This is a genomic window from Streptomyces sp. ICC1 (assembly GCF_003287935.1).
GTDB classification, from domain to species: domain Bacteria; phylum Actinomycetota; class Actinomycetes; order Streptomycetales; family Streptomycetaceae; genus Streptomyces; species Streptomyces tritrimontium.
Window position 1 is genome coordinate 3,434,652 of record NZ_CP030287.1, and the last position, 24,856, is coordinate 3,459,507.

Below are 24,856 nucleotides of genomic sequence, written 5' to 3' on the forward strand. Positions count from 1 at the left end.
AAAATGTAATAAGCATGCGTACAACATCATCCCGCAGCAAGGTGTCATCTCTGTACGCGGTCAATCGACCCGCGACACCAGTCCTGTGGGGGAACTTCCCTTGGAACACGAACAGACCCTTCCCGACCAGCGGAAAGAGGAGGAGAGCACCCCGGAACAGGGCACTTTGGACCTCGTCGCGGCCACCCCCCGACGCCGTCGCGGGCGCCGTACGGTCCTCCTGATCGCCGGCGCGGCCGTCCTCGGCGTCCTGGCGGGCACGGTCGCCGGCTACGCCGTCCAGTACGACCGCGAACCGACGCCGCTGGCGCCGCTGGCCCAGGCGGACCTGGTGTCCCCGAAGGCGCTCGCGCCCGACGACGCCACCACGAACAAGACGATCAACGCCAACCGCTGGCACAAGACGGACGACGACCTCGCGAAGCTGCTGGTCGAGGCGCCGGGCGGGGCGAAGGCCGAGGGTGCGGGCTACGAGCCCATCGAGTACTTCGCGACCTTCTTCAAGCAGCCGGACCGTCAGCTGGGCTACCTCGCCGAGCAGGACATCCGGCGGATCGCCTCGGTGAGCTGGGCGGTGGACGACACCACTTTCGTCGACGTGCGGCTGATCCAGTTCAACGACCGCTCCGGGGCGGACGACTACCAGACGAACCAGTCCGACTACATGCCCCAGGTCGAGTACGCGGGCAACGGCGGCGTGGACATCCCGGGCACCCCCTCGGACCTCGGGCACGTCTGGGTGGACTCCAAGGCCGACGAGAAGCCGGGGTACCTCCCGATGCGCGGAGCGCGCGCCATCGCCCGCCGCGGCGACATCGTGCTCGACATCCAATTCGTGAACAACCGCGGCAAGATCAGCGAAGGCGACGTCGTGGACCTGGCCAAGCGACAGCTGGAGCGACTGTGACCGAGCCGCAGAACGACGTGACCCCGGACGGGGCAGCGGCCCCGACCCCGTCGCCCGAGGCAGGCCCGGCCCCCGCGGCGGCCCCGGCGCCCGAGGTAGCCCCGGCGCCCGAGGTAGCCCCGGCCCCCGAGGCGCCGGCAGCCCCCGAGGCAGCCTCGGCCCCCGAGGCAGCCTCGGCCCCCGAGGCGGCCCCGTGGGGGGCCCATCTCGCCGCGCCCGCCCGGCCCGCGCGCAAGGTCAACCGCAAGACGATCGTCCTGATCGCCGCCGGCGTGGCCGCCGCGGTGCTCCTGGGCGGCGGCGCATGGGCGTCCTCCGCGATCGCGGACGCCGACCGGGACGCGCCCACCGCCTACTGGATCCCCATCGGCGAGGAACCCCCGAAGCGCGAAGCGCCCGGCTCCGTGCCGACGAACGCCATCTCGGGCAAGCTGCTCCCGCTCCCGTCCGGTTTCGTCCTCGGCCCGGACCTGGAGGAGGACGGCAACAACTTCTTCGTCTCCGGCGAGAAGGCGGTCGAGGGCATGAAGGAGACCCGCAGCGGCCTGACCAGCTCCGAGCGCAAGGACCGCGACAAGACGCTGGCCGAGCTGAAGCTCAAGGGCCTGGCGGGGCGCAGCTACGTCAACGAGAAGAGCAACTGGTACGCCGAGGTCCGCATCATGCAGGCCGACCCGAAGGCCGTGGGCGCGTTCTCCGAGGTCAGCAAGAAGTTCCTCGACTTCACGGGTGACGGCCGCGAGGCGCCGAAGGTGGACGGGTTCCCGGACGCCAAGTGCTCCTTGGAGGCGATCGGCGAGAAGGACAAGGAAAAGATCGATTCCATCGACTGCGTGGCCGTCGAGGGCGACGTGATGGTCACCTTCCGCGCCTACGGGCCCAAGCCCTTCTCCACCGCCGATGCCGTCACGTTCTTCAAGAACCAGATGAGCCACCTGAAGTCCCCCGGGGAGTCCGTGTGACCGAGCAGAACACCACCGGAGCCGCGCCGGCGTCCCCCGAGGACGCCGTGCCGCAGCCCGCCGTGGCCACGGACGCGGTCCCCGACGCCGCCCCCGACGCCGCCGTCGCGGCCCCCGCGCAGGCTCCCGAGCCCGTGGTGCCCGCCCAGGCGGCGGCGCCCGCGGTCGAGAGCGCCGGCCCCGCGACCGAGGGGTGGGCGGCCCCGGCCGCCCCCGTCGCCCCCGCCGACGCGGCGGCGCAGGCCGACGCGTTCGCCGCCGACCCGCTCGCGGCCAACCCCTTCGCGGCCCCGGAGGTGCCGGCCGCGCCCAAGGACCGCCGCAAGCTGTTCGCCGCGCTGCGCTGGACCGCCGCCGTCCTCGTCTTCGGCGCCGTCGGCACGGGTGTCGCGTACGAGGTCACCCAGCCGGAGCGCACCGACATCCCGGGCCTGTCCACCAAGGCCGACGGCCGCTGGACCTACCCGGCGCTGGCCAAGCCGGTGCTGCCGCCGGGCGCCGCCCTGCCGTTCGCCAAGGACAACCCGGACGGCATCCACTACGCGGGCCTCACCGAGCTGCTCCTGCCGGCCCCCACCGGCTCGACCCCCGACTCCGCGCTGAAGCTGGAGAAGGACGGGGTGGTGACCGTCGACACCTTCCTGGAGGAGTACGACGCCGCCGCCCGCGAGAAGCTGAAGGAGGAGTTCGGCAACGAGGGGCTGCGCCAGATCACCGCCCGCGGCTGGACCACCCCGGACGGCACCCGCACCCGTGTCTACCTGCTGCGCTTCCACGCTTCAGGCTTCGTGGACAAGTTCGGCGGCTGCGGCTCCACCGCCAAGCTGAACGGCGTCGTGCGGCTCCAGTCCGACGAGGACTGGCGCAAGGCCAAGAGCTCGCAGCGCATCGAGGTGGGCAGCGACGGCGCGTACACCGGCGCCGCCAGCGGCTCCCGGAGCGCGAGCGAGGTCAGCCTCTACAAGGAGGCCAAGCCCACGGGCGACGAGCAGACCGCGCTCGGCTGCCTCCAGGCCGGTGACGTCCAGGCCGTGATCCTGCAGAACCGCAAGGGTGAGGTGGCGACCGTGCCGTTCCACCAGACGGTGATCCTCCAGTACCAGCTCCTCGGCTAGTACGGGCTAGTACGAGGGGCGCGTCGTACGGCCCACCTCACAGAGTGCGCCGGTCCCCAGGCCAGTAGGCTTGGGGACCGGCCCCGTAACGCCACTCACACTCCGAGGAGCACCCCGTGCTTGAGGCAGTCTTCACTTCCCTGCTGGTCCTGGTCGTCGTCGGTGTCATGGCCTTCACCGGACTGGCCGTGAAGAAGCTGTACCAGGGCCAGCGCTGATCGTCTGATCGGCCGCCGCCCGCCCCGGACACCGCAACCCCTCCCACAGATCGCCTGAGCAGCCATTCATGATCCAGATCCCGTCCGACCTGAACCCGAGCCTCGTCCCCCTCGCCTTCCTCCTGGGCAATTGGGAGGGCGCGGGCGTCTTCGACTTCCCCGGTGAGGAGAAGTGCAACTTCGGCCAGGAAGTCGTCTTCAGCCACGACGGCCGGGACTTCCTGGAGTACCACTCGCACTCCTGGGTCCTCGACGCCGAGGGCAACAACGTGCGGCCGCTGGAGTCCGAGTCCGGCTTCTGGCGCATCGACGGCCAGCGCAAGGTCGAGATCGTCATGGTCCGCGACCAGGGCGTCGTGGAGATCTGGTACGGCGACCTCGCCGACCAGAAGCCGCAGATCGATCTGGTCACCGATGCCGTGGCCCGTACCGCCACCTCCCGTCCGCACAGCGGCGGCAAGCGGCTCTACGGCTACGTCAAGGGCGACCTGATGTGGGTCGGCGAGAAGACCACCCCCGACATCGAGCTGCGCCCGTACATGTCGGCCCAGCTCAAGAAGGTCGTCACGCCCGAGGAGGTCGCCGAGATGGCGCGCAACCTCCCGGACATGCCGGACGACGGCATCGCCTTCTTCCGCTGAGCCGCCGAGCCGCCGAGTCGCCGAGTCGCCGAGCCGCCGAGCCGGCCCGTGAGCCCCCTGCCGCAGCAGCCGTAGGGGGCTCCCGCGCATCCCAGGGGTGCTCGGCCAGTCATGGCGGCCCGGGCCGAGGCCTACACTGGCCGGGTGGTCACCACCGACAGCACGGACAGCGCCGGGACGATCGACAGCGGCGACTGGAAGAGCGACCTGCGCCAGCGCGGATACCGCCTGACGCCGCAGCGCCAGCTCGTGCTGGAAGCCGTCGACGCCCTGGAGCACGCGACCCCGGACGAGATCCTCGTCGAGGTGCGCAAGACGGCCTCCGGGGTCAACATCTCCACGGTCTACCGCACGCTGGAGCTCCTGGAGGAGCTGAAGCTGGTCTCGCACGCCCACCTCGGGCACGGGGCCCCCACCTACCACCTCGCCGACCGGCACCACCACATCCACCTGGTCTGCCGGGACTGCGCCGACGTGATCGAGGCGGACGTGGACGTCGCCGCCGAGTTCACGGCCAAGCTCCGCACCACCTTCGGCTTCGAGACCGACATGAAGCACTTCGCGATCTTCGGACTCTGCAAGAAGTGCGCCGCCAAGCACCGGGCCGAGCAGCGGGACGGCCGGCCCTAGGTCCGTCCCCCGCAGGGTCGTAGGCTGGGTGGCATGACCAGCAGCCCCTTGCTCCATCTCCCCGGCGCCGTCCAGGCCGAAGGCCGCGACGAAGGCGTCGCCGCCCACTACGGAGAGCTCTACGGAGAACAGCGCACCCTCGCCGAAGGCCGCGGCTTCGTCGACCTCTCCCACCGCGGGGTCGTCACCGTCACCGGCCCGGACCGGCTGAGCTGGCTGCACCTGCTGATCACTCAGCACGTCACCGAGCTTCCGGCCGGCCAGGCCACCGAGGCGCTGATCCTCTCCGCGAACGGGCACATCGAGCACGCGCTCTACCTCGTCGACGACGGCGAGACGACGTGGATGCACGTCGAGCCCGGCACCCAGGAGGCGCTGCTCGCCTACCTGGAGTCGATGAAGTTCTTCTACCGGGTGGAAGCCGCCGACGCCACCGCGGACTTCGCCGTCGTGCACCTGCCGGCCGGATCCATCGCCGAGGTCGCCAAGGAGCACGCCGTACGGGAGACCGCGCACGGCCGCGACGTCTTCCTGCCCCGCGCCGAACTGGAGGCCTTCGCCGGCACCCACGGCCCGGCCGCCGGCCTGCTCGCGTACGAGGCCCTGCGCGTCGAGGCCCACAGGCCGCGGCTCGGCCTGGAGACCGACCACCGCACCATCCCGCACGAGCTGGGCTGGATCGGCACCGCCGTGCACCTGCAGAAGGGCTGCTACCGCGGCCAGGAGACGGTGGCCCGCGTCCACAACCTGGGGAAGCCGCCGCGCCGGCTGGTCTTCCTGCACCTGGACGGCTCCGATGTGCTGCTCCCGGCCCACGGCACGCCCGTACGGCTCGCCGCGGACGGGGAGGAGGGCCGTCAGCTCGGCTTCGTGACCACCTCGGTCCGCCACCACGAGCTCGGCCCCATCGCGCTCGCGCTCGTCAAGCGGAACGTTCCGGTGGACGCGCCGCTGCTGGTCGGGAAGACGGCCGCCGCGCAGGAGGTCGTCGTGGCCCCCTGACCAGCAGGTCAGCAGGTCAGCAGGTCAGATGTCGATGACGATGGTGAACGGGCCGTGGTTGGTCAGCGAGACGCGCATGTCCGCACCGAACCGGCCCGTTTCCACCGTCGCGCCCAGCGCCCGCAGTTGTGCCACGACCTCGTCCACGAGCGGTTCGGCGACCGGGCCGGGCGCGGCCGCGTTCCACGTGGGGCGCCGGCCCTTGCGGGCGTCTCCGTAGAGCGTGAACTGGGAGACCACCAGCAGCGGCGCGTTCACGTCGCTGCAGGACTTCTCCGCCTCCAGGATCCGCACCGACCACAGCTTGCGCGCCAGGATCGCCGCCTTCTCCGGGGTGTCGTCGTGGGTCACCCCCACCAGGACGCACAGCCCCTCGCCGACGATCTCCCCGACGGTCTCGCCCGCCACGACGACGCTCGCGCCGTCCACCCTCTGCACCACTGCTCGCATACCACCTGTGTACCAGGCGCTCCCCCCTTCACCCCTATGGGGTATCCGGTCGACGGCAACGGCTGACGAACGAATCAGTTGGGCCGTCCGGGGCCGATCGGGCGGACTGGGACTGCACCGGCACCACGGAGAGTGGCACGATGCACGCAGGCGGTGCCCCCAGCACCGGTCGAGGGGACGGACACGAACGCATGAACATCTCTGGTACCTCCGCACCTGCTTCTGTACCCGCTGCATCCGTCGGATCCGCGGCGTCCGCCGCACCCGCTCCATCCATCGCGCCCGCCGACCTGCCGGCGCCCCGCCCGCCCGCGCAGCGCACCGGCGCCGCGGACGCCCCGCCGACGGCGACCACCGCGCTCGGCCTGCCGGAGCTGCGCACACTGCGCCGCGACGCGCAGCGCGACGAGGCCGACCTGAGCTACGTGCGCAGGCTGCTCCAGGGCCGCATCGACATCCTGCGCGCCGAACTCGCCCGGCGCACGGACCCCGAGGCGCCGGTCGTGGACCGGCTCTCGGAGATCCTCGCGGACGCCCCGTCCACCCGCAGCGCCTCCGCCCGGCACGTCACGCTCGGCACCCCGCACGGCGAGGAGTACCGGCTGCTGGCGGCCGAGATGCTGTCCGACGTGGAACTCTCCGACCTGGGCGCGCGCACGGACGAGGAACTGCACGAGGGCATGGCCCGCCTGGTGCGCTACGAGCAGCAGGTCTCGCGGCGCCGCCAGCAGTTGCAGCGCACGGCGGACGGCTGCAGCACGGAGATCACCCGGCGCTACCGCGAGGGCGAGGCCCAGGTGGACGACCTGCTGGCCTGAGCCGGTCCGCGCGCACGGTGAAATTCGGGCGACGCGCCACGGTGGGCCGATTAGCGTGGGCCGCTATGAGCGCTGACGTCAGGCCGATCGCCGCATCCGAGATCCCCGAGTGGCTGCACGCCCAGCACACCGGTTTCCTGCGCACGCAGTGCGCGTCGGCCGCCGATGCCGAGCGGTGGGCCGAGTACGCCGATCGGGCGCGGACGCAGGGCGCGTTCGACACCTCCACCGGCCGGTGCGTGGCGACCTTCCGCTCCTTCGCGCAGGAACTGACCGTGCCGGGCGGGGCGTTCGTGCCGTCGAGCGCGGTCACGAACGTGTCCGTGCTGCCCACCCACCGCCGACAGGGCCTGCTGACCCGGATGATGGCCGCCGAGCTGGCCGCCGCCAAGGCGCGCGGCGACGTGCTGTCGACGCTGATCTCCGCCGAGTACCCGATCTACGGGCGGTACGGGTACGGGCCCGCGACCTCGGCCTCGGAGTGGGAGATCGACGTACCGCGCACCGGGCTCGACGCACGCCGGTCGGCGCCCGAGGGCGGCGGGCGGATCGAGCTGGTGGACGTGGCCGAGGTGAGGAAGGTCGGCCCGGCCCTGCACGAGCGGCTGCGGGCGGCCGTGCCCGGCGCGGTGAACCGCGACGCCCGGTGGTGGCGGCTGACCACGGGGGCGGAGACGACCGAGCACCACGCGTACGAGCCCGGGTTCCACGCCGTCCACCGGACGGCCGCGGGCGAGGTGACCGGCCTGGCCAGGTTCGGGGTGGACGACAACTGGACCGATGCGAAGGTCCCCCACAACACCCTGCAGGTCAAGCAGCTCATCGCGGTGACCCCGGAGGCGGAGCGGGCGCTGTGGCACTTCCTGTGCTCCTTCGACTGGGTGGTCAAGGTCCGCACCGGGCTGCGCGCCCCCGACGACCTCGTCACCCGGCTGCTGCCCGACGCGCGCGCCGCCCGGGCGGTGACCTCGGCGGACTGGCTGTGGGTGCGGATCCTGGACGTCGTACGGGCCCTGGGCGCGCGGACGTACGCCGTGCCCGGCATCCTCGTCCTGGAGGTCGCGGACCGGGCCGGGCTCGCGGGCGGGCGCTACCGGCTGGACGCGGGCGCGGGCACGTGCGTACCCGTGTCCGCGGACGAGCCGGCGGACCTGCGGCTGGACGTGTCCGTGCTCGGGGCCCTGTACCTCGGCGACGAGTCGGCGGTGCGGCTGGCGGCGCTCGGCGAGATCACCGAGGACCGCCCCGGGGCGGTCGCGCTCGCGGACGCGGTGTTCCGCACGGCGCGCCGGCCGTGGTGCCCCGACGTCTTCTGAGGCGGACGGGGCGGGGCGCGTGGTGAAGCGGAACCCTGAGGACGGATGGACGGACGGACTGAGGCAGTTGGCAACACTGGTGGAAACCCTGCGCGCGGCCGGCTGCGTCTTCGCGGAGGAGGAGGCGGAGCTGCTGCGCAACGCGGCCGGGGACGAAGGGCAGCTGGCGGCTCTGGTGGCCCGGCGGGTGGCGGGGGAGCCGCTGGAACACGTCGTCGGCTGGGCGGAGTTCTGCGGGCTGCGGATGGAAGTGGGCGAGGGGGCCTTCGTACCGCGCAGGCGCAGCGAGTTCCTCGTACGGGAGGCGGTGGCGCCGGCCCGGCCCGGCGCGGTGGTCCTGGACCTGTGCTGCGGGGTGGGCGCGCTGGGCGCGGCCGTGGCCGCGCAGGTGCCGGGTGCCGAGCTGCACGCGACGGACATCGACCCGGTCGCGCTCGCGTACGCCCGCCGCAATCTCGCCCCGTACGGGGGGCGGGTCTGGGAGGGCGACCTCTACGCCTCCCTGCCCGCAGCGCTGCGGGGGCGGGTGGAGGTGCTGGTCGTCAACGCCCCGTACGTGCCGACCGGCGAGATCGGCCTGCTGCCGGCGGAGGCCCGCGACCACGAACCGGCCGTCTCCCTGGACGGCGGCCCGGACGGCCTGGACATCCACCGCCGGGTGGCGGCGGGCGCGCCGGCCTGGCTGGCCCCGGGCGGCCGGCTCCTGATCGAGACGAGCGCCCGGCAGTCCCCGGTCACGGCGTCGGCCCTGACGGCGGCGGGCCTGTCGGTGCGCGCGGTGACATCGGAGGAGTACCACGCGACGGTGGTCGTGGCGTCGGCGTAGCCGTGGCCCTGCGAGAGATCCCCGAGGCGGGGAGAACGGAGAAGGCGAGTTGATCACGGAGTACCAGCGGAAGCTGCGCGAGCACTACATCGCCGCCGCCGTCATGCCGGCCCCCGAGCCGTGGCGGCCGGTGCCGGACCACAGGAATCCCGTCGGGGGACTGACCGGCATCGGCTTCGCCGTCCATCCCGACAGCGGGCACGACCTCGTCATGGCCGTGTCGAGCGCCGGCCACGGACTGTTCGACGCGGTCACCGGCGAGCGGATCGCCCGCGACCGGGATCCCGACCCCGACACCAGCACCCCCGACGCGTCGCCGGACCTCACCTGCCCCGGGCTCGGCCCGATCGAGGGCACCCGGGTCCACATCGCCGGGCTCTTCGGCGGCGGCCTGCACAGCGGCACGCCGGACGGCTGGCTCGTGGACGTGGTCAGCCCGGAGTGGCCCCACGACCGCGTGATCCTCTCCACCGACGGCCCGCCGCACGAAGGGCCGGCGGGCGGGACGTGGTGGCACGTCTTCCACTCCCAGTACTCAGAGCTCCGCGCCGTCGGCTTCTCGCCCTCCGGCCTCACCCTGGCGGTCGCCACCAGCAGCGACCTCACCCTCTGGACCCGCCCGGAGTGCGCTCAGGCCCGGTGACCGGCGCCCCGTGCGGTGGGAGTTATTGCAAGCAGGTGCTTGCAATAGTTAGCAGGGTGCGGCAGGATCGGGGCATGGCATCGCTCAACGTCGGGAACCTCGGCGAATACCTGCGCGAGCAGCGGCGGACCGCGCAGCTCTCGCTGCGGCAACTGGCCGATGCGGCGGGGGTGTCGAATCCGTACCTCAGTCAGATCGAGCGCGGGCTGCGCAAGCCGAGCGCGGACATCCTGCAGCAGCTCGCCAAGGCGCTGCGGATCTCCGCCGAGACGCTGTACGTGCAGGCCGGAATCCTGGACGAGCGGGACCGGGACGAGGTCGAGACGAGGGCCGTGATCCTCGCCGATCCGTCGATCAGCGAGCGGCAGAAGCAAGTGCTGCTCCAGATCTACGAGTCCTTCCGCAAGGAGAACGCCGCCGAGGCGGAAGCCGACGCCGGAGCCGGGGCGGCCGCCGATGCCGGCGGCTCCGATGCCGATACGACGACCCACACGAACTGAGACTGTGATCCGGGAGGACCACCGCATGGCCATCGCCGATGACCTGAAGAAGACCCTCACCGACCCGACCCCGCTCTACTTCGTCGCGGGCACCGCGGACCTGGCCGCGCAGCAGGCCAAGAAGGTGCCCGGGCTCATCGAGCAGCTGCGCGCCGAGGCCCCCGCGCGCATCGAGGCCGTGAAGAACACCGACCCCAAGGCCGTGCAGGAGAAGGCCCGGGAGGCGCAGGAGGCGGTCACCGCCAAGGTCGTCGAGGTGTTCGGCGCGATCGACCCGAAGAAGTTCGGCGAGACCGCCCAGGACCTGGCGCTGCGCGGGGTCGGCGTGGCCGCCGAGTACGCGGTCAAGGCCAAGGAGGCCTACGACAAGGTCGCCGAGCACGGCGAGCAGGCCGTGCGCCAGTGGCGCGGCGAGGTCTCCGAGGAGATCGTCGACATCGCCGTCGTCGTGGAGCCGGAGCCGCAGGCCGAGGCGCAGGCCGAGGCGCAGCAGGCGGCCGGGCAGGACGCCGCCGGCGAGGAGAAGCCCCCGGCGAAGAAGGCGACGGCGCGCAAGGCCGCGGCCAAGAAGGCCGCCGCGGAGCCGGCCGACGAGAGCTGATGCGTCGCACGGCGGGCCGGGCACCCGAGGGGTGTCCGGTCCGTTGGTGTTTGTGGAAGGGGCTCTGCCGGTAGCGTGGAGTCAGACGGCATCCGGGCGTGCGAGGCGTGAGAAGGCGGTCAGACGATGTTGATGAACGGGTTCGATCAAGGGGTTCTGCCGTTGCTCGGGTTCGCCATGCTCGCGCTCGCCGTTGCGGCCTTCGTGCTGGCGGTCATGGCGCGCGAGGACGCCTACCGCGCGGCGGACAAGCAGACCAAGACCTTCTGGCTGGTCATCCTCGGTGTCACCGTCCTCGTGGACTTCTTCCTCGGGATGCTCTTCCTGGAGATCGCCGGGCTGGTCGCCACCATCGTCTTCTTCGTCGACGTGCGCCCCGCGCTCAAGCAGGTCTCGGGCGGCGGGCGGGGCCGCAGCAGCGGCGGCAGCAGTAGTGACGGGCCGTACGGGCCCTACAACGGCGGACGGTAGACGGCGGACGGTAGACGTAGACGGTAGGCAGTTCGCCCGGGGTCTCCCCGGCCGTCCGCGGCCGTCCGCGGCCGTCTCCGGGCGGGTCAGCCCTCGGCGCGCGAGAGGAGGACGACGGCGACGTCGTCCGTCAGCTCACCGCCGTTGAGGCGGCGCGCCTCGGTGACGGAGGCCTCCAGCAGGCCTTCGCCGCTCAGCCCGTCGTCCAGGTGGCGGTTGATCATCTCGACCATGCCGTCCTGCCCGAGGCGTTCCCGGCCGGGGCCGATCCGGCCCTCGATCAGGCCGTCGGTGTAGAGCATCAGGCTCCAGGTGCCGCCCAGCTCGACCTGGCGGCGGGGCCAGCGGGCCCGGGGCAGCAGGCCGAGCGCCGGGCCGCTGTTCTCGTACGGGAGCAGCCGGGCGGGGCGGCCCGGCCTGGATATCAGCGGCGCCGGATGGCCCGCGAGGCACAGGCCCGCGCGGCGGCCGTCCGGGGCGATGTCCACCGTGCACAGCGTCGCGAAGATCTCCTCGCAGGGCCGCTCGACCTCCAGGACCTGCTGCAGGGTGGCGAGCAGGTCGTCTCCGCACAGGCCGGCCAGGGTCAGCGCCCGCCAGGCGATGCGCAGCTCGACGCCGAGGGCCGCTTCGTCCGGGCCGTGGCCGCAGACGTCGCCGATCATGGCGTGGACGGTGCCGTCGGGGGTGCGGACGGTGTCGTAGAAGTCCCCGCCGAGCAGCGCCCGGCTGCGGCCGGGGCGGTAGCGGGCGGCGAAGCGGAGGTCGGAGCCCTCCAGGAGCGGGTGCGGCAGCAGGCCGCGCTCCAGGCGGGCGTTCTCCTGGGCGCGCAGTTTCGATTCTGCGAGCTTGTACTGGGCGATGTCGGCCCGTTTGCGCTCCACCGCGTAGCGGATGGCGCGGCTCAGGAGCCGCCCGTCGAGCTCGTCGCGGAAGAGGAAGTCCTGCGCCCCCACCTGTACGGCCTCGGCGGCGCGCTCCGCGTCCCCCTCGGAGGTGAGGACGAGGACGGCGTGGCGGGGGGCGATGCGCAGCACCTCGCGCAGGGCGCCGAGCGGGTCGGCGCCGTCGGCCGGGCCCGGCGGGCCGTGCGGCAGCGCGAGGTCGAGCAGCACGCAGTGCACGTCCGGGGTGAGCAGGCGGGCGGCCTCGGTGAGGTTGCGGGCGCTGCGCAGCCGGATGCGGTGGCCGTCGGCGTCGAGGATCTCGGGGACGGTGAGTCCGCCGGCGGGGTCGTCCTCGATCACCAGCAGGTTGAGCGACGACTGGCCGCCCGGACCGCTCTCGGTGGCCGGGATGTCCCTCTGCCGCGGTACGGGTACGGGCATCGTCTCCGGTTCCTTCCCGCCCCCTCGGGGGGTCGCTCGTCCGGCGACCCTAGCGGGCGGGGTGGGGAGAGCGGAATGCCGGGCCTGGCAGGGGGCTCCGTCATATGCCGTTATCGCGGGGGAAAGTCAGTGTCACCGAATGACCAACGTCACGGCGTCGCGGTGTCGTGTCCCGCCCACCGAGACGTCCCGGGTCGGACGGGACGGCCGGGTCGGACGGGACGGCCGGGGCGGGAGCGCGGCCGGGTCTGCCCCCGTCCGGCCCACGCGTCCGGCCCACACGTCCGGCCCACACGTCCGGCCTACGCGTCCGGCCTACGCGTCCGGCCGGACGACCGCCTTGATCGGCATCGAGCCCGCGCCCGCCATCGTGACGTTGCGCCCGGGGCGGGGCGCGTGGATGATCGCGCCGTCGCCCACATATATCCCGACGTGGCTCGCGTCGTCGAAGTAGATGATCAGATCACCCGGCCGCATGTCCTTGACCGCGACCTTCGTCAGCCGCAACTGCTCCTGCGAGGTGCGCGGGATCCCCCTGCCCGCCGACAGCCAGGCCTGCGAGGTCAGCCCGGAGCAGTCGTACGAGCCCGGGCCCTCCGCGCCCCACACATACGGCTTGCCGAGCTGCGCGGCGGCGTACTGCACGGCCCGCTTGCCCGCCTCGGTGGCCGCCGAACCCGTGGACTCCTTCAGCGCCCCCGACGACAGCCAGGTCGTCTGCGCCTTGTACTGCGCTTCCTGCTCCAGCTGCAGCAGCCGGGCCTTCTGCTCGGCCTCCAGCTTGCTCTCGAGCTCCTCCGCCGCCTTGATCTTCTCCTCGATCTGCTTCTTCGAGGCCTCCTGCTTGAGCCGGTTGGCCTCCAGCGTGTCCCAGTGCGCGCTCGCGTCCTTCGCGTACTGCTGCAAGTCGCTCTGGGTCCGGTTCAGTTCGGAGAGCAGGTCCGAGGTCGCCTTCTCGCCCTGGCGCAGCCGGTCCGCGCCGTCCAGGAACTGCACCGGGTCGTTGCTCAGGGCCAGCTGCGCGCCCGGCGGCAGCCCGCCCGAGCGGTACTGGGCGCGGGCGGCCGCGCCCGCGCGGCTCTTCAGCCCGGTGATGCGCGCCTGGCCGGCGACGACCAGCTTGGCGATCTCGACGATCTTGTCGGATTGGGTCTTGGTCTCCCCCTCCGCGAGGTTGAAGGCGTCCGTCGCGGCGCCGGCCTCGCGGTAGAGGTCCTCTATGTCTTTGCGGACCTGGTCGAGGGACTTGCCCTGCTGGGGGTCCGGTGCCGCGAACGCCGTGCCCGACAGCAGGCCGGGCGCGCTCAGCAGCGCGGTCGCGCAGAGCAGTGTGAGGGCGAGCGATCCCCGTCGTCGTTTCCTCATGGTCCCCCCAGACACAGGATTGACTAATCGTCAGTAACTTGTCGTTGCCTTCGGGATGGTGCCATGAGTCGGTGAATTCCAACACCCTTGTGGATATCCACCCGATGCGTCCCGGTCGTCCCCCGCCACCCCTACCGACCCAAGGGTCACCCCCCTACGGCACCAACATCACCCCGAAGGCCTCAACGCTTCCCACCGCACCGTCAGTTCCCCCTGACGCCACCGCACCGGCCCGTCCGCCAGCGGCCAGTCCGCGGCCAGCGCCCGCGCCGTGCGGATCCAGCGCTGGCGCGCCCCGTACGAGGCGTAGGGGGCGGCCGCCGCCCACGCCCGGTCGAAATCGCGCAGGAACGCGTGCACCGGCTCACCCGGCACATTGCGGTGGATCAGCGCCTTCGGCAGCCTCTCCGCCAGGTCCGAGGGGCGCTCCAGGGAGCCCAGCCGGGTCGCGAAGGTCACCGTGCGCGCCCCCTCCGGCCCCAACGCGACCCACACGTGCCGCCGCCCGATCTCGTCGCAGGTCCCCTCCACCAGCAGACCGTCCGGGGCCAGTCGCGAGCGCAGCCGCTCCCACACTGCCTCGACCTGGTCCTCGTCGTACTGGCGCAGCACGTTCGCCGCGCGGATCAGCGCCGGCCGGACCCCGCCCTCCAGCGGCACCTCGAACCCGCCGTGCCGAAAGCTCAGCCCCTCGCGCTCGTACGGCTTCGCGCCCGCGACCCGCGCCGGTTCGATCTCGATGCCGACCACCCGCACCCGCGGAGCCGCCTCCCGCAGCCGCGCGAGCAGTTCCACCGCCGTCCAGGGCGCGGCCCCGTAGCCCAGGTCCACCGCGACCGGATCGTCCGCGCGCCGCAGCGCCGCCCCGTGCGTCGCCGCGATCCAGCGGTCCATGCGGCGCAGACGGTTCGGGTTCGTGGTCCCGCGCGTCACCGTGCCGACGGGGCGACGAGGGGGAGGGGTGGAGCGGGAAGCCATGTGCAGAGAGTAAGCGGAGCGCTCCCGCGCGATAAAAATCCGGCAAACGGCCAAGGAATCCCGCCGCCCCCGGAATGCGGGGCACGGCCATCCGGGTTGCACTCCTCAGTAGGGCGCCGACCGCGCTCCCCGCGTCATGCCGTCCGAGCGAGAGGAACTGCTCCCTTGAGCCAGTACGTGTCCCGCCTCGGCGGCCGGATCGCCGCGGCCCGGTCCGCCACCCGCCACGAGCCGCCCCGCCTGCGGCTGCCCGCCGGCGTCGGCGGACACCGCAAGCCGCGCCGCGTCGCCATGCTCAGCGTGCACACCTCACCGCTGCACCAGCCCGGCACCGGCGACGCCGGCGGCATGAACGTGTACATCGTCGAGCTGGCCAAGCGCCTCGCCGCGATCAACATCGAGGTCGAGATCTTCACCCGGGCCACCACCGGGGGCCTGGCACCCGTCGTCGAGCTCGCGCCCGGAGTCCTCGTACGGCACGTGGACGCGGGCCCGTACGAGGGCCTGGCCAAGGAGGAGCTGCCCGCCCAGCTCTGCGCCTTCACCCACGGCGTGATGCAGGCCTGGGCCGGCCACCGCCCCGGCTACTACGACCTCGTCCACTCCCACTACTGGCTCTCCGGCCACGTCGGCTGGCTCGCGGCCGAGCGCTGGGGCGTCCCCCTCGTGCACGCCATGCACACCATGGCCAAGGTCAAGAACGCCGCGCTCGCCGAGGGCGACACCCCCGAGCCCGCCGCCCGCGTCATCGGCGAGACGCAGATCGTCAACGCCGCCGACCGCCTCATCGCGAACACCGCCGAGGAGGCCGACGAGCTCGTCCGGCACTACGAGGCCGACCCGGGCAAGGTGGCCGTCGTCCACCCCGGAGTGAACCTCGAACGCTTCACCGTCGCCGACGGCCGGGCCGCCGCCCGCGCCCGCCTCGGTCTCCCGCAGGACGCCGTCATCCCGCTCTTCGCGGGCCGCATCCAGCCCCTCAAGGCCCCCGACATCCTGCTGCGGGCCGTCGCGGAGCTCGTGGACCGGGATCCGGCGCTGCGCACCCGGCTGTTCGTGCCCGTCGTCGGCGGGCCGAGCGGCAGCGGGCTCGCCAAGCCGGAGGGGCTGCAGAAGCTCGCCGCGAAGCTCGGCATCGCGGACCTCGTCCACTTCCACCCGCCGGTGGCGCAGGACGCGCTCGCGGACTGGTTCCGGGCGGCGTCCGTCCTGGTCATGCCCTCCTACAGCGAGTCCTTCGGGCTGGTCGCCATAGAGGCCCAGGCCACCGGAACGCCCGTACTGGCGGCCGCCGTCGGCGGGCTGCCCGTCGCCGTCGACGACGGGGTGACGGGGATCCTCGTACCCGGACACGATCCGGTGGACTACGCCCGCGAGCTACGGCGCTTCGTGGACGAGCCCGCCCTCGCGGACGTGATGGGCGCGGCGGCGGCGCGGCACGCGCAGTTCTTCGGCTGGGACACCGCCGCGAGCGGCACGGCCGACGTGTACACCGCGGCGATGCATGATCACCGCCGTCACGTACGCTCCCACCATGGCTGACGCTGACACCGCCGGGATCATCGAAGCGACCCTGACCGGCTCGGAGCTGAGCTGGGAGAGCCCCTCACCGGGCACGTACGTCGTCCAGCTCCCCGGCACCCGCAAGCTGAGCACCACCTGCTCGCTCAAGGTCGGCAAGCACTCGCTGTCGGTCAACGCCTTCGTGATCCGCCACCCCGACGAGAACGAGGCGGGCGTCCACCGCTGGCTGCTGGAGCGCAACCTCAAGCTCTACGGCATGGGCTACGCGGTGGACGCGCTCGGAGACGTCTACCTGACGGCCCGCCTCCCCCTGTCCGTGATCACCCCGGACGACCTCGACCGCCTGCTCGGCACGGTCCTGGAGGCGGCGGACGGGGCCTTCAACACCCTGCTGGAGCTGGGCTTCGCCGGCGCGATCCGGCGGGAGTACGAGTGGCGCGTCTCGCGCGGCGAGTCCACCCGCAACCTCGACGCCTTCAAGAACCTCACACAGCCGTCGGCCTGACCCGGTCCGGCCCGGCGGGGTCCGGCTCCGCCGAGGCCGACTCCGCGGCAGCCGGCTCCGCCGTGGCGGCGGGCCCGGGGGAGCCGCCCGGCCCCGCTCCCGCCGCGCCCTCCGCAAGCCCCCGCATCAGCAGCCAGTACCCCAGCGCGGCCACCATCCCCAGCACCGCCGTCGAGCCCCACAGCCACCCCGCGCCGAAGTGCTCGATCGCGAAGCCCGCCATCAGCGGCGCCACCAGCGAGGCCACCGCCCAGGACATCGTGTACATGCCCTGGTAGCGGCCGCGCCCGTGCAGCGGGGAGAGCCGCGCCACCAGGCCCATCTGGGTCGGAGAGTTGACGATCTCGGCCAGCGTCCACACGCAGACGGTCAGCGCCAGGCTCCACACCGAGCCGCCGAAGGCCGTCAGCCCGAAGCCGTACCCGGCCAGCAGCGCCGAGACCACCAGCAGCTTCTGCGGGTCGCGGTGCTCGATGAACCGGGTGACCGGGATCTGCAGCAGCACGATCAGCACGCCGTTGACCCCGATGACCAGCCCGTAGTCGGCCGTCGAGAACCCGGCCGCGCCCATCGCGAGCGGCAGCCCGAACGAACCCTGCATGAAGATCAGCGAGATCAGGAACGACAGCCCGACGACCCCCATGAAGCGCCCGTCCCGCAGCACCGTCCCCAGGCCGATCTCCGGCTCGGCGGCCGCCTTCTCCGCCGCCGTCCGCACCGGCCGCGACTCCGGCAGCTTGATGAACACGAGCACCGCGCAGGCCAGCGTCAGGACCGCCTCGCCGATGAACCCGGCCAGGTAGCTGTGCTCGGCGACGAAGCCCGCCACGGTCGAGCTGACGGCGAAACCGAGGTTGATGGCCCAGTAGTTCAGCGCGAAGGCCCGTACCCGGTCCTCGGGGCGGACGATGTCCGCCATCATCGCCTGCACCGCCGGACGCGAGGCGTTCGAGGTCATGCCGACCAGCAGCGCCACGGCGGCGATCGCCGCCGGGTGCTCCATGAAACCGAGCAGCGCCACCGAGAACGCGGTCGAGGCCTGCGCCGCGACCAGCGTGGGCCGCCGGCCCAGCCGGTCCGTCAGCACGCCGGCGACGAGCGACGACACCACACCGCCGAGCCCGTGCAGGGCCACCACAAGTCCCACGAAGGAGGCCGAATAGCCCCGCTCCAACGTCAGGTACAACGTCATGAATGTGGCGACGAAGGCCCCGAGCCGGTTGACCAGCGTGCTCGTCCAGAGCCACCAGAACTCGCGCGGCAACCCCGACACGCTCTCGCGAGCGGCCCGTCTCAAACTGGCAGCGGACATACGGAATCCCCCCGGCGGCGTAAGTGTCCCTGGAACAGTTCGCACCCTACGGATGGGCGGTCCGCGGAGCCACTCGATTGACGGCCGCCGTCAATCCGGGCCCCTCCACACGCCGTACACACCGCGCGCGGGCGGCCGGGCGCGTCCATTAGGCTCGTACGCATGGCCGACGCACCGTACAAGCTGATCCTCCTCCGCCACGGCGAGAGCGAATGGAACGCGAAGAACCTGTTCACCGGCTGGGTGGACGTCAATCTCAACGAGAAGGGCGAGAAGGAGGCAGTCCGCGGTGGCGAACTCCTGAAGGACGCCGACCTTCTCCCCGACGTGGTTCACACGTCCCTCCAGAAGCGTGCGATCCGCACCGCGCAGATGGCGCTCGAGGCAGCCGACCGCCACTGGATCCCGGTCCACCGCTCCTGGCGCCTGAACGAGCGCCACTACGGCGCCCTCCAGGGCAAGGACAAGGCCCAGACCCTCGCCGAGTTCGGCGAGGAGCAGTTCATGCTGTGGCGCCGCTCGTACGACACCCCGCCGCCGGCGCTCGAGGACGGCACGGAGTTCTCGCAGTCCGAGGACCCGCGCTACGCCTCCATCCCGCCGGAGCTGCGGCCGCGCACCGAGTGCCTCAAGGACGTCGTCGTCCGCATGCTCCCGTACTGGTACGACTCGATCGTCCCGGACCTGCTGGACGGCCGCACCGTCCTGGTCGCCGCGCACGGCAACTCCCTGCGCGCGCTGGTCAAGCACCTCGACGGGGTCTCCGACGCCGACATCGCGGGCCTGAACATCCCGACCGGCATCCCGCTCTCCTACGAGCTGGACGCCGACTTCAAGCCCCTCAACCCGGGCGGCACCTACCTCGACCCGGACGCCGCGGCGGCGGCCATCGAGGCCGTCAAGAACCAGGGCAAGAAGAAGTAGCTATAGCGATAAGCCCCTGACCTGCGCACACGGCGCAGGTCAGGGGTTTTCGTCTACCCCGGGCCCGCTGCGGGCCGGGGGAGGGTGACGTGAGAGACGAGAACGGCCGTTGGAACAGCGTTCGGCGATCTTGCGGGCCGTCTCCGCGCGCCGTTCGGCCGCGTTGGTGCCGTCGATCTGGCCGGCGAAGGCCCGGTACGCCGCAGCCACCAGCGCGTCCGGCGGGTCCGGGTGGGCGCGGCTGACCGCCCACAGGGCCTTCTCGGTCTGCGAGTCGAGGCCCGTCTCGGTGCGGACGCCCCGCCCGGACAGGACCTGCGTCAGGACGCTGTCGAAGTTGCGCCGCAACTGCTCTTTGCCGGGGCGGCCGTGGCGCACGGCTGCTTCCTTCCTCCTGGCCCGGTCCGGCCGGGAACGGTGCGAAGGGCCCCGGCCGACACGGAGGTCGGGCAGGGCCCTTCGGGCGGGTCGAGCAGGGCGGCGGCGGTCAGCCGCCGCACTGGCAGGGGGCGCCGGACTGGCAGCCGCAGCCGCAGCCCGAGCCGCAGCCGCAGGCCGCGAGCAGCGGCAGGCGGAGCGCCTCCGGGGGCTGCGCTTCGTGCTCAGGAGTGATGGGGACGGGGGAATCGGGCATGGATCCTCCTCGTAGGCGGTGTGCCTTCGCCCTCATTCATGCCCAGCCGAACCGGCGCGTCAACGGCGCATTGGGGGCTCGTTGCCGCCCTCGCCGATCGGACGCCCGGCCGCGCCGGCCCGGACGCGCCGACTCAGACGCGCCGACTCAGACGCCCTCGACCTGCGTCGGCGGCTGGAGCTCGTCCGCGTGCTCGCCCGTCACCAGGTAGACGACGCGCTTGGCGACCGACACGGCGTGGTCCGCGAAGCGCTCGTAGTAGCGGCCCAGCAGCGTCACGTCGACGGCCGTCTCGATGCCGTGCTTCCAGCGGTCGTCCATCAGGTGCTGGAACAGCGTGCGGTGCAGCTGGTCCATCTCGTCGTCGTCCTGCTCCAGCTGGAGCGCCAGGTCGACGTCCTTCGTGATGATGACCTCGGCGGCCTTCGCCATCAGGCGCTGCGCCAGCTGCCCCATCTCCAGGATGGTGGCGTGCAGGTCGCGCGGGACCGCGGTGTCCGGGAAGCGCAGCCGCGCCAGCTTCGCCACGTGCTGCGCCAGGTCGCCGGAGCGCTCCAGGTCCGCGCTCATGCGCAGCGAGGTGACGACGATGCGCAGGTCGGTGGCGACCGGCTGCTGGCGCGCGAGCAGCGCGATGGCCCGTGCCTCCAGGTCGTGCTGGAGGTCGTCCACCTTCTGGTCGGCGGCGATGACGCTCTCGGCGAGCTTCAGGTCGGCGTCGAGCATGGAGGTCGTGGCCCGCCCGATGGCGGAACCGACCAGCCGGGCCATCTCGACCAGGCCTTCACCGATCGAGTCCAGTTCCTCGTGGTACGCGTCACGCATGTCTCGTGTCCCTCTCTCGACCTACTGCTACTGCGGTCCTGCTGCCCGGGGGCGGGCCGGTGGGGCCATCGGCCCCACGTTGCCACGGTGAACCTCGAACGCGACCGACTCCGGCACCACAAGTGAATCAACCCCGTCGTCAGGGTGAACTCTGGGCGACGACTGTTCGAGGTGCCACCCGAACGGCTGTGGAAGTGTCGTCATGCCTGCTTAACCTGGAGTCATGGACGTGAACGCGGCGGTCGCCGCAGCTGCAGCGATCGCCGGTCTTTGCACCGGTGTGATCGCGATGCTGGCGTTCCGCTGGAGCGAGCGCGACCAAGCCCGCCCCACCCGGAGCTCCATGCGCCCCGACATCAACGCGGTGCTCCCACCAGGCGTGGACACGGTCCTCTCCGTGCTCCGCTCCTCCGCCGTCGTCCTCGACGAGGGCGACGCGGTGGTCAAGGCCAGCTCGGCGGCATATGCCCTCGGCCTGGTCCGCGGCGGCAAGCTGGCCGTGGAGCCCATGCTCCACATGGCCCGCGACACCCGCCGCGACGGAGAGATACGCCAGGTCGAGCTCGACCTGCCCCGGCGCGGCACCGGCCGCGGCGAAGCGCTCGCCGTATCGGCGCGCGTCGCCCCGCTCGGCTCCCGCCTGGTGCTCCTCCTGGTCGAGGACCTCACCGAGGCACGCCGCATCGAGGCCGTGCGCCGCGACTTCGTCGCGAACGTGTCGCACGAGCTCAAGACCCCGGTCGGCGCGATCTCCCTGCTGTCCGAGGCCGTCATGGACGCCTCGGACGACCCCGAGGCCGTGCACCGCTTCGCCGGCCGCATGCAGATCGAGGCCACCCGCCTGATCAACCTCGTACAAGAACTCATCGACCTCTCCCGGGTACAGAACGACGACCCCCTGGAGGACGCGGAGCCCGTCCGCGTGGACACGCTCGTGGCCGAGGCCATCGACCGCTGCCGCCACACGGCCTCCGCGAAACAGATCACCATGGCCGCCGGCGGCACCGCCGACCTGCGGGTATGGGGAAACCGGGGGCAGCTCGCGGCCGCCCTCGGAAACCTGGTCGAGAACGCCGTCAACTACAGCCCCGCCCGCACCCGCGTCGGCATCGCCGCGCGCCGGGTCACCGCGCCGGGTGGAGACTTGATCGAGATAGCCGTGACCGACCAGGGCATCGGCATCCCGGAAAAGGACCGCGAGCGCATCTTCGAACGCTTCTACCGCGTCGACCCGGCCCGCTCCCGCGCCACGGGAGGAACCGGCCTGGGCCTCGCGATCGTGAAGCACGTAGCGGCTTCGCACGGCGGGGAGGTGTCGGTATGGAGCTCGGAGGGCCAGGGTTCCACCTTCACCCTGCGACTCCCCGAAGCGGCCGCGCCGGCCCCGGCGACGGCCTCCGCCCCCCCCCCCCCCCCGCCCGCACCCCCCACCCCACCAGCCATCCCCGCCCCGGGCGGCCTTCCCTGTCCCGAGTCCCCGTCGTCGCGGATGAGGCGTCCTCCAGCGACGCCCTGTCCCACATCTTCCGCAACCAGGCCCTCTGGGACCCCACTGTCCCCACCGTGCCCCACCGTCCCCGCCGTTGCCAGGCCCACGACGCCGTACCAACGCGGCCACCGCCCGCAGCCGCAGGGCCTCCTGCGCCGACGGCGACAGATGCCGTGCGTCCCCCACCAGATCGCTCACACCCAGCTCAACGACCCAGAACCCGAACCGTTTCTGATCAATAGTGGGCCTGGCCACTCGCTTCTGGGCGCTGGTCGGGTTGGTCCAGACGACCGCCATCACGTTCTCCGTGCTGAACACCCCGAATGAATGGTTCTGGTCGTACTTCCTCATGTACGCCGTGCACTTGGCGCTGCTGGCCACCGCCGCGGGACGCGCCTACGGCGTGGACGGCGCCCTGCGCCCCGTGTGGCGGCAGCGGGGCGGCCGGCTGTCGCGGGTTCTGCTCGCAGCGTCGTGAACAAGGAAGGGATTCCCATGCAGACTCCGCGATCCGCCATCGGCCGCACTGCCGCCGGCCTGGGCGTGGGCGCGGCGGCGAGCAGCGTCCTGGTCATCGCCGACGGCCCGCCGTGGGGGATCGTCACGCTGGGCGGGACAGGGACGCTGGTTCTGCTCCTCCTGGCCGCCGTCGCCGTGACGGCTGGGCTTGTGGGGGCGCGTTCGCTGATCGTCCTGGCCGGGGCGGGTTTCCTGGCGGCCGCCGTCCTTCAGCTGGTGCAGATCGGCTGGACCGGTGCGAACCTGCTCGGGGGCGACGGTTCCACCGTGGCCCTGCTGCTCGGCTTCGCCGCGGGCCTGCTCGCCCTCGGCCTCACCACCGGGCCCGACGGCCCTGCTGCCCCCACTCCCGCCACGGGAAGGGACGACCCCACATGAACGTTGACAGTCTGTTGCAGCCCGTCCTGGCCACCGCCACGGAACACGCGCCGACCGTTGACGCGGACGGCCTGTTCCCCGTCGAAGCGGTAGCAGCCCTGGGCGCGTCCGGCCTGCTGGGTCTGACACTGCCCGAACGGGAGGGCGGGCTGGGAGCCGGCCCGGAAGAGTTCGCCCACGTCACGGCCGAGCTGGCGGGCGCATGCGGATCGACGGCCATGGTCTATCTCATGCATGTCAGCGGTGCCATGACGGTACTGGCCGCGCCCCCGCCGGGGATGCCGGACCTGCCGGGCGACCTGGCCACGGGCAGGGCACTGGCCACGCTGGCGTTCAGCGAACCCGGGTCCCGCTCGCACTTCTGGGCGCCGATCTCCCAGGCCAAACGCAATGGCGGCCAAGAGGCCCGGTTCACCGCCGACAAGAGCTGGGTGACCTCCGCCGGACACGCACAGATGTACATCACATCCGTGCTCTCCGCCGACGAGCCCGGCACCGTCGACCTGTACGCCATCGAAGCAGGCGCCCCGGGTGTGTCCGTCACCGGCGCGTTCCAGGGTCTGGGCTTGCGCGGCAACGCCTCTTCGCCGATGCGGTTCGACATGACAGTCCCCGACACCCTTCGCCTCGGAGCTTCGGGCGGCGGGCTCACCCTGATGACCGAGACCGTCATGCCCTGGTTCAACCTGGGCAACGCCGCCGTCTCCCTGGGCCTGGCACGGGCCGCCCTGAACGGCGCCGTGCGGCACACCAGTGGCGCCACCCTGCAGCACACCGGCCAGACCCTCGCCGAGCTCCCCACCATCCGCGCCCGCCTGGCCCGCATGTCCCTGCAGCTGGAAGCCGCACACGCCTACCTGCGTGCTGCGGCGGCCAGCATCGCCGCACCCGACGAGCAGACCCCGCTGTACGTCCTCGGGGTCAAGGCATTGGCCAACGACACCGCGCTGACCGTCACCGACGACGCCATGCGGGTCTGCGGCGGCGCCGCGTTCTCCCAGCACCTGGCCATCGAACGGTTCTTCCGCGACGCCCGCGCCGGCCACGTCATGGCCCCCACCGCCGACGTCTTGTACGACTTCTACGGCAAGGCCATCACCGGCCAGCCGGTATTCGGCTGAACCCGGACCGCCGGGGCGACGCACCCGACAGGGAGGACCTCATGGAACCGCTGGTTGTCGGCGCGGTGGCCTACACCCCCAACGTGGTGCCCATCTGGGAAGGCATCCGCGACTACTACCGCACCGCCCCCGTCGAGATGGACTTCGTTCTCTTCTCCAACTACGGCCGCCAGGTCGACGCACTGCTGGCCGGGACCATCGACATCGCCTGGAACACCAACCTTGCCTGGGTACGCACCGTCCTCCAGTCCGGCGACCGCGCCCGGGCGCTGGCCATGCGCGACACCGACCTCACCTTCCGCAGCCACCTCGTCTGCCGCGCCGGGGCCGGACTGCGCGGCCCCGCCGACCTCAAGGGCCGACGTCTCGCCCTCGGCAGCCGCGACTCCGCACAGGCCGCGATCCTGCCCCTGCACTACCTGCGCCGCGAAGGCATCACCGACGGCGACGTGGAACTCCTGCGCATCGACACCGACCTGGGAAAGCACGGCGACACCGGACGCAGCGAGCTGGACGCCATCCGGGCCGTCCTCGACGGCGACGCCGACGCCGCCGCGATCGGCATCACCACCTGGGAATCCATCGGCCGGGACGAACTGATGCCCGACGCCCTCGAAGCGTTCTGGACCAGCCCCGTCTACTGCCACTGCAACTTCACCGCACTCGACACCCTCGACACCACCCGCGCCGACGCCTGGACCACGCACCTGCTCGCCATGGACTGGAACAACCCCGAACACCACAGAATCCTCGAACTGGAAGGCCTCCAACGCTGGGTACGCCCCCAGCTCGACGGCTACACCGACCTCTTCCAGGCCGTTGAGGAACAGCACATAGCGCCCCGGTGGTGACGA

At 72.2% G+C, this 24,856-nt stretch carries 28 protein-coding genes and 1 pseudogene; 21 read left to right on the forward strand and 8 right to left on the reverse strand.

All coding sequences use genetic code 11. The features are described 5' to 3' along the window. The first annotated feature begins 100 nt into the window (after positions 1–100). From DRB96_RS16280 to DRB96_RS16305, 6 genes are all read left to right on the forward strand, one after another. Positions 101–907: a hypothetical protein gene (locus DRB96_RS16280; RefSeq protein ID WP_239516088.1), complete on the forward strand. Its 807-nt coding sequence runs from the start codon at positions 101–103 to the stop codon at positions 905–907. Further along, positions 904–1,869: a hypothetical protein gene (locus DRB96_RS16285; protein ID WP_239517733.1), complete on the forward strand. Its 966-nt coding sequence runs from the start codon at positions 904–906 to the stop codon at positions 1,867–1,869. Before DRB96_RS16280 ends, DRB96_RS16285 begins: the two co-directional genes overlap by 4 nt. Then, entirely contained in the window at positions 1,866–2,984 is a 1,119-nt protein-coding gene (locus DRB96_RS16290) for a hypothetical protein (RefSeq protein WP_239516090.1), read from the forward strand. Before DRB96_RS16285 ends, DRB96_RS16290 begins: the two co-directional genes overlap by 4 nt. A gap of 286 nt (positions 2,985–3,270) precedes the next feature. Further along, a complete protein-coding gene (locus tag DRB96_RS16295; protein WP_112449123.1) occupies positions 3,271–3,843 on the forward strand; it encodes an FABP family protein in 573 nt (190 codons plus the stop codon). A 180-nt stretch (positions 3,844–4,023) separates the two neighbouring features. Further along, positions 4,024–4,473 (forward strand): Fur family transcriptional regulator, encoded by a 450-nt coding sequence (locus DRB96_RS16300; RefSeq protein WP_112453469.1) that lies wholly within the window; start codon positions 4,024–4,026, stop codon positions 4,471–4,473. A 33-nt stretch (positions 4,474–4,506) separates the two neighbouring features. Beyond that, positions 4,507–5,475 (forward strand): folate-binding protein YgfZ, encoded by a 969-nt coding sequence (locus tag DRB96_RS16305; protein ID WP_112449124.1) that lies wholly within the window; start codon positions 4,507–4,509, stop codon positions 5,473–5,475. Between the two features lie 24 nt (positions 5,476–5,499). Here the strand turns inward: DRB96_RS16305 and dtd are convergent, their stop codons facing one another. Beyond that, positions 5,500–5,925, reverse strand: a complete 426-nt coding sequence (gene dtd / locus DRB96_RS16310) for a D-aminoacyl-tRNA deacylase (protein WP_112449125.1) — start codon at positions 5,923–5,925, stop codon at positions 5,500–5,502. Between the two features lie 191 nt (positions 5,926–6,116). Between dtd and DRB96_RS16315 the strand changes: the two genes are divergently transcribed. The 7 genes from DRB96_RS16315 to DRB96_RS16345 all read left to right on the forward strand — a co-directional run bounded on the left by DRB96_RS16315 (position 6,117) and on the right by DRB96_RS16345 (position 11,100). After that, on the forward strand, positions 6,117–6,743 hold the full coding sequence (locus tag DRB96_RS16315) for an AmfC protein (protein WP_112449126.1): 627 nt from the start codon (positions 6,117–6,119) through the stop codon (positions 6,741–6,743). Positions 6,744–6,808: 65 nt separating this feature from the next. Continuing rightward, positions 6,809–8,059 carry a GNAT family N-acetyltransferase gene (locus DRB96_RS16320; RefSeq protein ID WP_112449127.1) on the forward strand — a complete coding sequence of 417 codons (1,251 nt, stop codon included), beginning with the start codon at positions 6,809–6,811 and terminating at the stop codon, positions 8,057–8,059. 58 nt (positions 8,060–8,117) lie between these two features. Then, positions 8,118–8,885: a putative protein N(5)-glutamine methyltransferase gene (locus tag DRB96_RS16325; RefSeq protein ID WP_112453470.1), complete on the forward strand. Its 768-nt coding sequence runs from the start codon at positions 8,118–8,120 to the stop codon at positions 8,883–8,885. Positions 8,886–8,934: 49 nt separating this feature from the next. Beyond that, positions 8,935–9,528 carry a hypothetical protein gene (locus DRB96_RS16330; protein WP_112449128.1) on the forward strand — a complete coding sequence of 198 codons (594 nt, stop codon included), beginning with the start codon at positions 8,935–8,937 and terminating at the stop codon, positions 9,526–9,528. A gap of 74 nt (positions 9,529–9,602) precedes the next feature. After that, positions 9,603–10,028, forward strand: coding sequence for a helix-turn-helix transcriptional regulator (locus tag DRB96_RS16335; RefSeq protein ID WP_112449129.1), 426 nt, complete (start codon positions 9,603–9,605; stop codon positions 10,026–10,028). A 25-nt stretch (positions 10,029–10,053) separates the two neighbouring features. Further along, positions 10,054–10,629 carry a hypothetical protein gene (locus DRB96_RS16340; protein ID WP_112453471.1) on the forward strand — a complete coding sequence of 192 codons (576 nt, stop codon included), beginning with the start codon at positions 10,054–10,056 and terminating at the stop codon, positions 10,627–10,629. A 126-nt stretch (positions 10,630–10,755) separates the two neighbouring features. After that, the gene (locus DRB96_RS16345; RefSeq protein WP_112449130.1) at positions 10,756–11,100 is read left to right on the forward strand and encodes a DUF2516 family protein; all 345 of its coding nucleotides are present in this window, start codon (positions 10,756–10,758) and stop codon (positions 11,098–11,100) included. 86 nt (positions 11,101–11,186) lie between these two features. Here the strand turns inward: DRB96_RS16345 and DRB96_RS16350 are convergent, their stop codons facing one another. The 3 genes from DRB96_RS16350 to DRB96_RS16360 all read right to left on the reverse strand — a co-directional run bounded on the left by DRB96_RS16350 (position 11,187) and on the right by DRB96_RS16360 (position 14,771). After that, positions 11,187–12,428, reverse strand: coding sequence for a PP2C family protein-serine/threonine phosphatase (locus tag DRB96_RS16350; protein ID WP_112449131.1), 1,242 nt, complete (start codon positions 12,426–12,428; stop codon positions 11,187–11,189). 315 nt (positions 12,429–12,743) lie between these two features. Further along, the gene (locus DRB96_RS16355) at positions 12,744–13,793 is read right to left on the reverse strand and encodes a C40 family peptidase (RefSeq protein WP_112449132.1); all 1,050 of its coding nucleotides are present in this window, start codon (positions 13,791–13,793) and stop codon (positions 12,744–12,746) included. A gap of 168 nt (positions 13,794–13,961) precedes the next feature. Then, positions 13,962–14,771, reverse strand: a complete 810-nt coding sequence (locus tag DRB96_RS16360; protein ID WP_204357744.1) for a class I SAM-dependent methyltransferase — start codon at positions 14,769–14,771, stop codon at positions 13,962–13,964. Between the two features lie 165 nt (positions 14,772–14,936). Here DRB96_RS16360 and mshA point away from each other — a divergent pair, with 165 nt between their 5' ends. Both mshA and DRB96_RS16370 read left to right on the forward strand, forming a co-directional pair. Then, positions 14,937–16,313 carry a D-inositol-3-phosphate glycosyltransferase gene (mshA, locus tag DRB96_RS16365; RefSeq protein ID WP_204357745.1) on the forward strand — a complete coding sequence of 459 codons (1,377 nt, stop codon included), beginning with the start codon at positions 14,937–14,939 and terminating at the stop codon, positions 16,311–16,313. After that, positions 16,306–16,800, forward strand: coding sequence for a YbjN domain-containing protein (locus DRB96_RS16370; protein WP_112453473.1), 495 nt, complete (start codon positions 16,306–16,308; stop codon positions 16,798–16,800). Before mshA ends, DRB96_RS16370 begins: the two co-directional genes overlap by 8 nt. Here DRB96_RS16370 and DRB96_RS16375 read toward each other — a convergent pair. Continuing rightward, positions 16,781–18,112, reverse strand: a complete 1,332-nt coding sequence (locus DRB96_RS16375; RefSeq protein ID WP_112449134.1) for an MFS transporter — start codon at positions 18,110–18,112, stop codon at positions 16,781–16,783. The two genes, DRB96_RS16370 and DRB96_RS16375, sit on opposite strands and share 20 nt — an antisense overlap. Before the next feature lie 162 nt (positions 18,113–18,274). On the opposite strand from DRB96_RS16375, the gene DRB96_RS16380 reads away from it, so the two are divergent. Further along, on the forward strand, positions 18,275–19,036 hold the full coding sequence (locus DRB96_RS16380) for a phosphoglyceromutase (protein ID WP_112449135.1): 762 nt from the start codon (positions 18,275–18,277) through the stop codon (positions 19,034–19,036). A 39-nt stretch (positions 19,037–19,075) separates the two neighbouring features. Here DRB96_RS16380 and DRB96_RS43790 read toward each other — a convergent pair whose 3' ends face one another. The 3 genes from DRB96_RS43790 to phoU all read right to left on the reverse strand — a co-directional run bounded on the left by DRB96_RS43790 (position 19,076) and on the right by phoU (position 20,495). Next, positions 19,076–19,414, reverse strand: a complete 339-nt coding sequence (locus tag DRB96_RS43790) for a hypothetical protein (protein WP_204357746.1) — start codon at positions 19,412–19,414, stop codon at positions 19,076–19,078. A 109-nt stretch (positions 19,415–19,523) separates the two neighbouring features. Then, positions 19,524–19,670 (reverse strand): hypothetical protein, encoded by a 147-nt coding sequence (locus DRB96_RS43795; protein WP_204357747.1) that lies wholly within the window; start codon positions 19,668–19,670, stop codon positions 19,524–19,526. A gap of 147 nt (positions 19,671–19,817) precedes the next feature. Beyond that, complete coding sequence (gene phoU, locus DRB96_RS16390; protein ID WP_112449136.1) at positions 19,818–20,495, reverse strand: phosphate signaling complex protein PhoU; 678 nt, start codon at positions 20,493–20,495, stop codon at positions 19,818–19,820. A gap of 223 nt (positions 20,496–20,718) precedes the next feature. Here phoU and DRB96_RS16395 point away from each other — a divergent pair. From DRB96_RS16395 to DRB96_RS16410, 5 genes and pseudogenes are all read left to right on the forward strand, one after another. Continuing rightward, positions 20,719–21,867, forward strand: a pseudogene (locus DRB96_RS16395) (ATP-binding protein); the annotation flags it as partial. Between the two features lie 424 nt (positions 21,868–22,291). Beyond that, positions 22,292–22,462: a hypothetical protein gene (locus tag DRB96_RS42990; protein ID WP_162688688.1), complete on the forward strand. Its 171-nt coding sequence runs from the start codon at positions 22,292–22,294 to the stop codon at positions 22,460–22,462. Between the two features lie 17 nt (positions 22,463–22,479). Further along, a complete protein-coding gene (locus tag DRB96_RS16400; protein WP_112449137.1) occupies positions 22,480–22,881 on the forward strand; it encodes a hypothetical protein in 402 nt (133 codons plus the stop codon). Further along, the gene (locus tag DRB96_RS16405; protein ID WP_112449138.1) at positions 22,878–24,002 is read left to right on the forward strand and encodes an acyl-CoA dehydrogenase family protein; all 1,125 of its coding nucleotides are present in this window, start codon (positions 22,878–22,880) and stop codon (positions 24,000–24,002) included. Before DRB96_RS16400 ends, DRB96_RS16405 begins: the two co-directional genes overlap by 4 nt. Positions 24,003–24,043: 41 nt before the next feature. Continuing rightward, positions 24,044–24,853, forward strand: a complete 810-nt coding sequence (locus DRB96_RS16410; RefSeq protein ID WP_112449139.1) for a PhnD/SsuA/transferrin family substrate-binding protein — start codon at positions 24,044–24,046, stop codon at positions 24,851–24,853. Positions 24,854–24,856: the final 3 nt, after the last annotated feature.

Excerpts from the sequence above, each read along its gene's own strand:
- DRB96_RS16320 (WP_112449127.1), top strand. The coding sequence starts at position 6,809 with ATGAGCGCTGACGTCAGGCCGATCGCCGCATCCGAGATCCCCGAGTGG.
- DRB96_RS16355 (WP_112449132.1), bottom strand. The coding sequence starts at position 13,793 with ATGAGGAAACGACGACGGGGATCGCTCGCCCTCACACTGCTCTGCGCG.
- DRB96_RS16380 (WP_112449135.1), top strand. The coding sequence starts at position 18,275 with ATGGCCGACGCACCGTACAAGCTGATCCTCCTCCGCCACGGCGAGAGC.
- dtd (WP_112449125.1), bottom strand. The coding sequence starts at position 5,925 with ATGCGAGCAGTGGTGCAGAGGGTGGACGGCGCGAGCGTCGTCGTGGCG.
- DRB96_RS16370 (WP_112453473.1), top strand. The coding sequence starts at position 16,306 with ATGGCTGACGCTGACACCGCCGGGATCATCGAAGCGACCCTGACCGGC.
- DRB96_RS16360 (WP_204357744.1), bottom strand. The coding sequence starts at position 14,771 with ATGGCTTCCCGCTCCACCCCTCCCCCTCGTCGCCCCGTCGGCACGGTG.
- DRB96_RS16400 (WP_112449137.1), top strand. The coding sequence starts at position 22,480 with ATGCAGACTCCGCGATCCGCCATCGGCCGCACTGCCGCCGGCCTGGGC.
- DRB96_RS16295 (WP_112449123.1), top strand. The coding sequence starts at position 3,271 with ATGATCCAGATCCCGTCCGACCTGAACCCGAGCCTCGTCCCCCTCGCC.
- DRB96_RS43795 (WP_204357747.1), bottom strand. The coding sequence starts at position 19,670 with ATGCCCGATTCCCCCGTCCCCATCACTCCTGAGCACGAAGCGCAGCCC.
- phoU (WP_112449136.1), bottom strand. The coding sequence starts at position 20,495 with ATGCGTGACGCGTACCACGAGGAACTGGACTCGATCGGTGAAGGCCTG.
- DRB96_RS16305 (WP_112449124.1), top strand. The coding sequence starts at position 4,507 with ATGACCAGCAGCCCCTTGCTCCATCTCCCCGGCGCCGTCCAGGCCGAA.
- DRB96_RS16375 (WP_112449134.1), bottom strand. The coding sequence starts at position 18,112 with ATGTCCGCTGCCAGTTTGAGACGGGCCGCTCGCGAGAGCGTGTCGGGG.
- DRB96_RS16315 (WP_112449126.1), top strand. The coding sequence starts at position 6,117 with ATGAACATCTCTGGTACCTCCGCACCTGCTTCTGTACCCGCTGCATCC.
- DRB96_RS16405 (WP_112449138.1), top strand. The coding sequence starts at position 22,878 with ATGAACGTTGACAGTCTGTTGCAGCCCGTCCTGGCCACCGCCACGGAA.
- DRB96_RS16335 (WP_112449129.1), top strand. The coding sequence starts at position 9,603 with ATGGCATCGCTCAACGTCGGGAACCTCGGCGAATACCTGCGCGAGCAG.
- DRB96_RS16410 (WP_112449139.1), top strand. The coding sequence starts at position 24,044 with ATGGAACCGCTGGTTGTCGGCGCGGTGGCCTACACCCCCAACGTGGTG.
- DRB96_RS16345 (WP_112449130.1), top strand. The coding sequence starts at position 10,756 with ATGTTGATGAACGGGTTCGATCAAGGGGTTCTGCCGTTGCTCGGGTTC.
- DRB96_RS16340 (WP_112453471.1), top strand. The coding sequence starts at position 10,054 with ATGGCCATCGCCGATGACCTGAAGAAGACCCTCACCGACCCGACCCCG.
- DRB96_RS16350 (WP_112449131.1), bottom strand. The coding sequence starts at position 12,428 with ATGCCCGTACCCGTACCGCGGCAGAGGGACATCCCGGCCACCGAGAGC.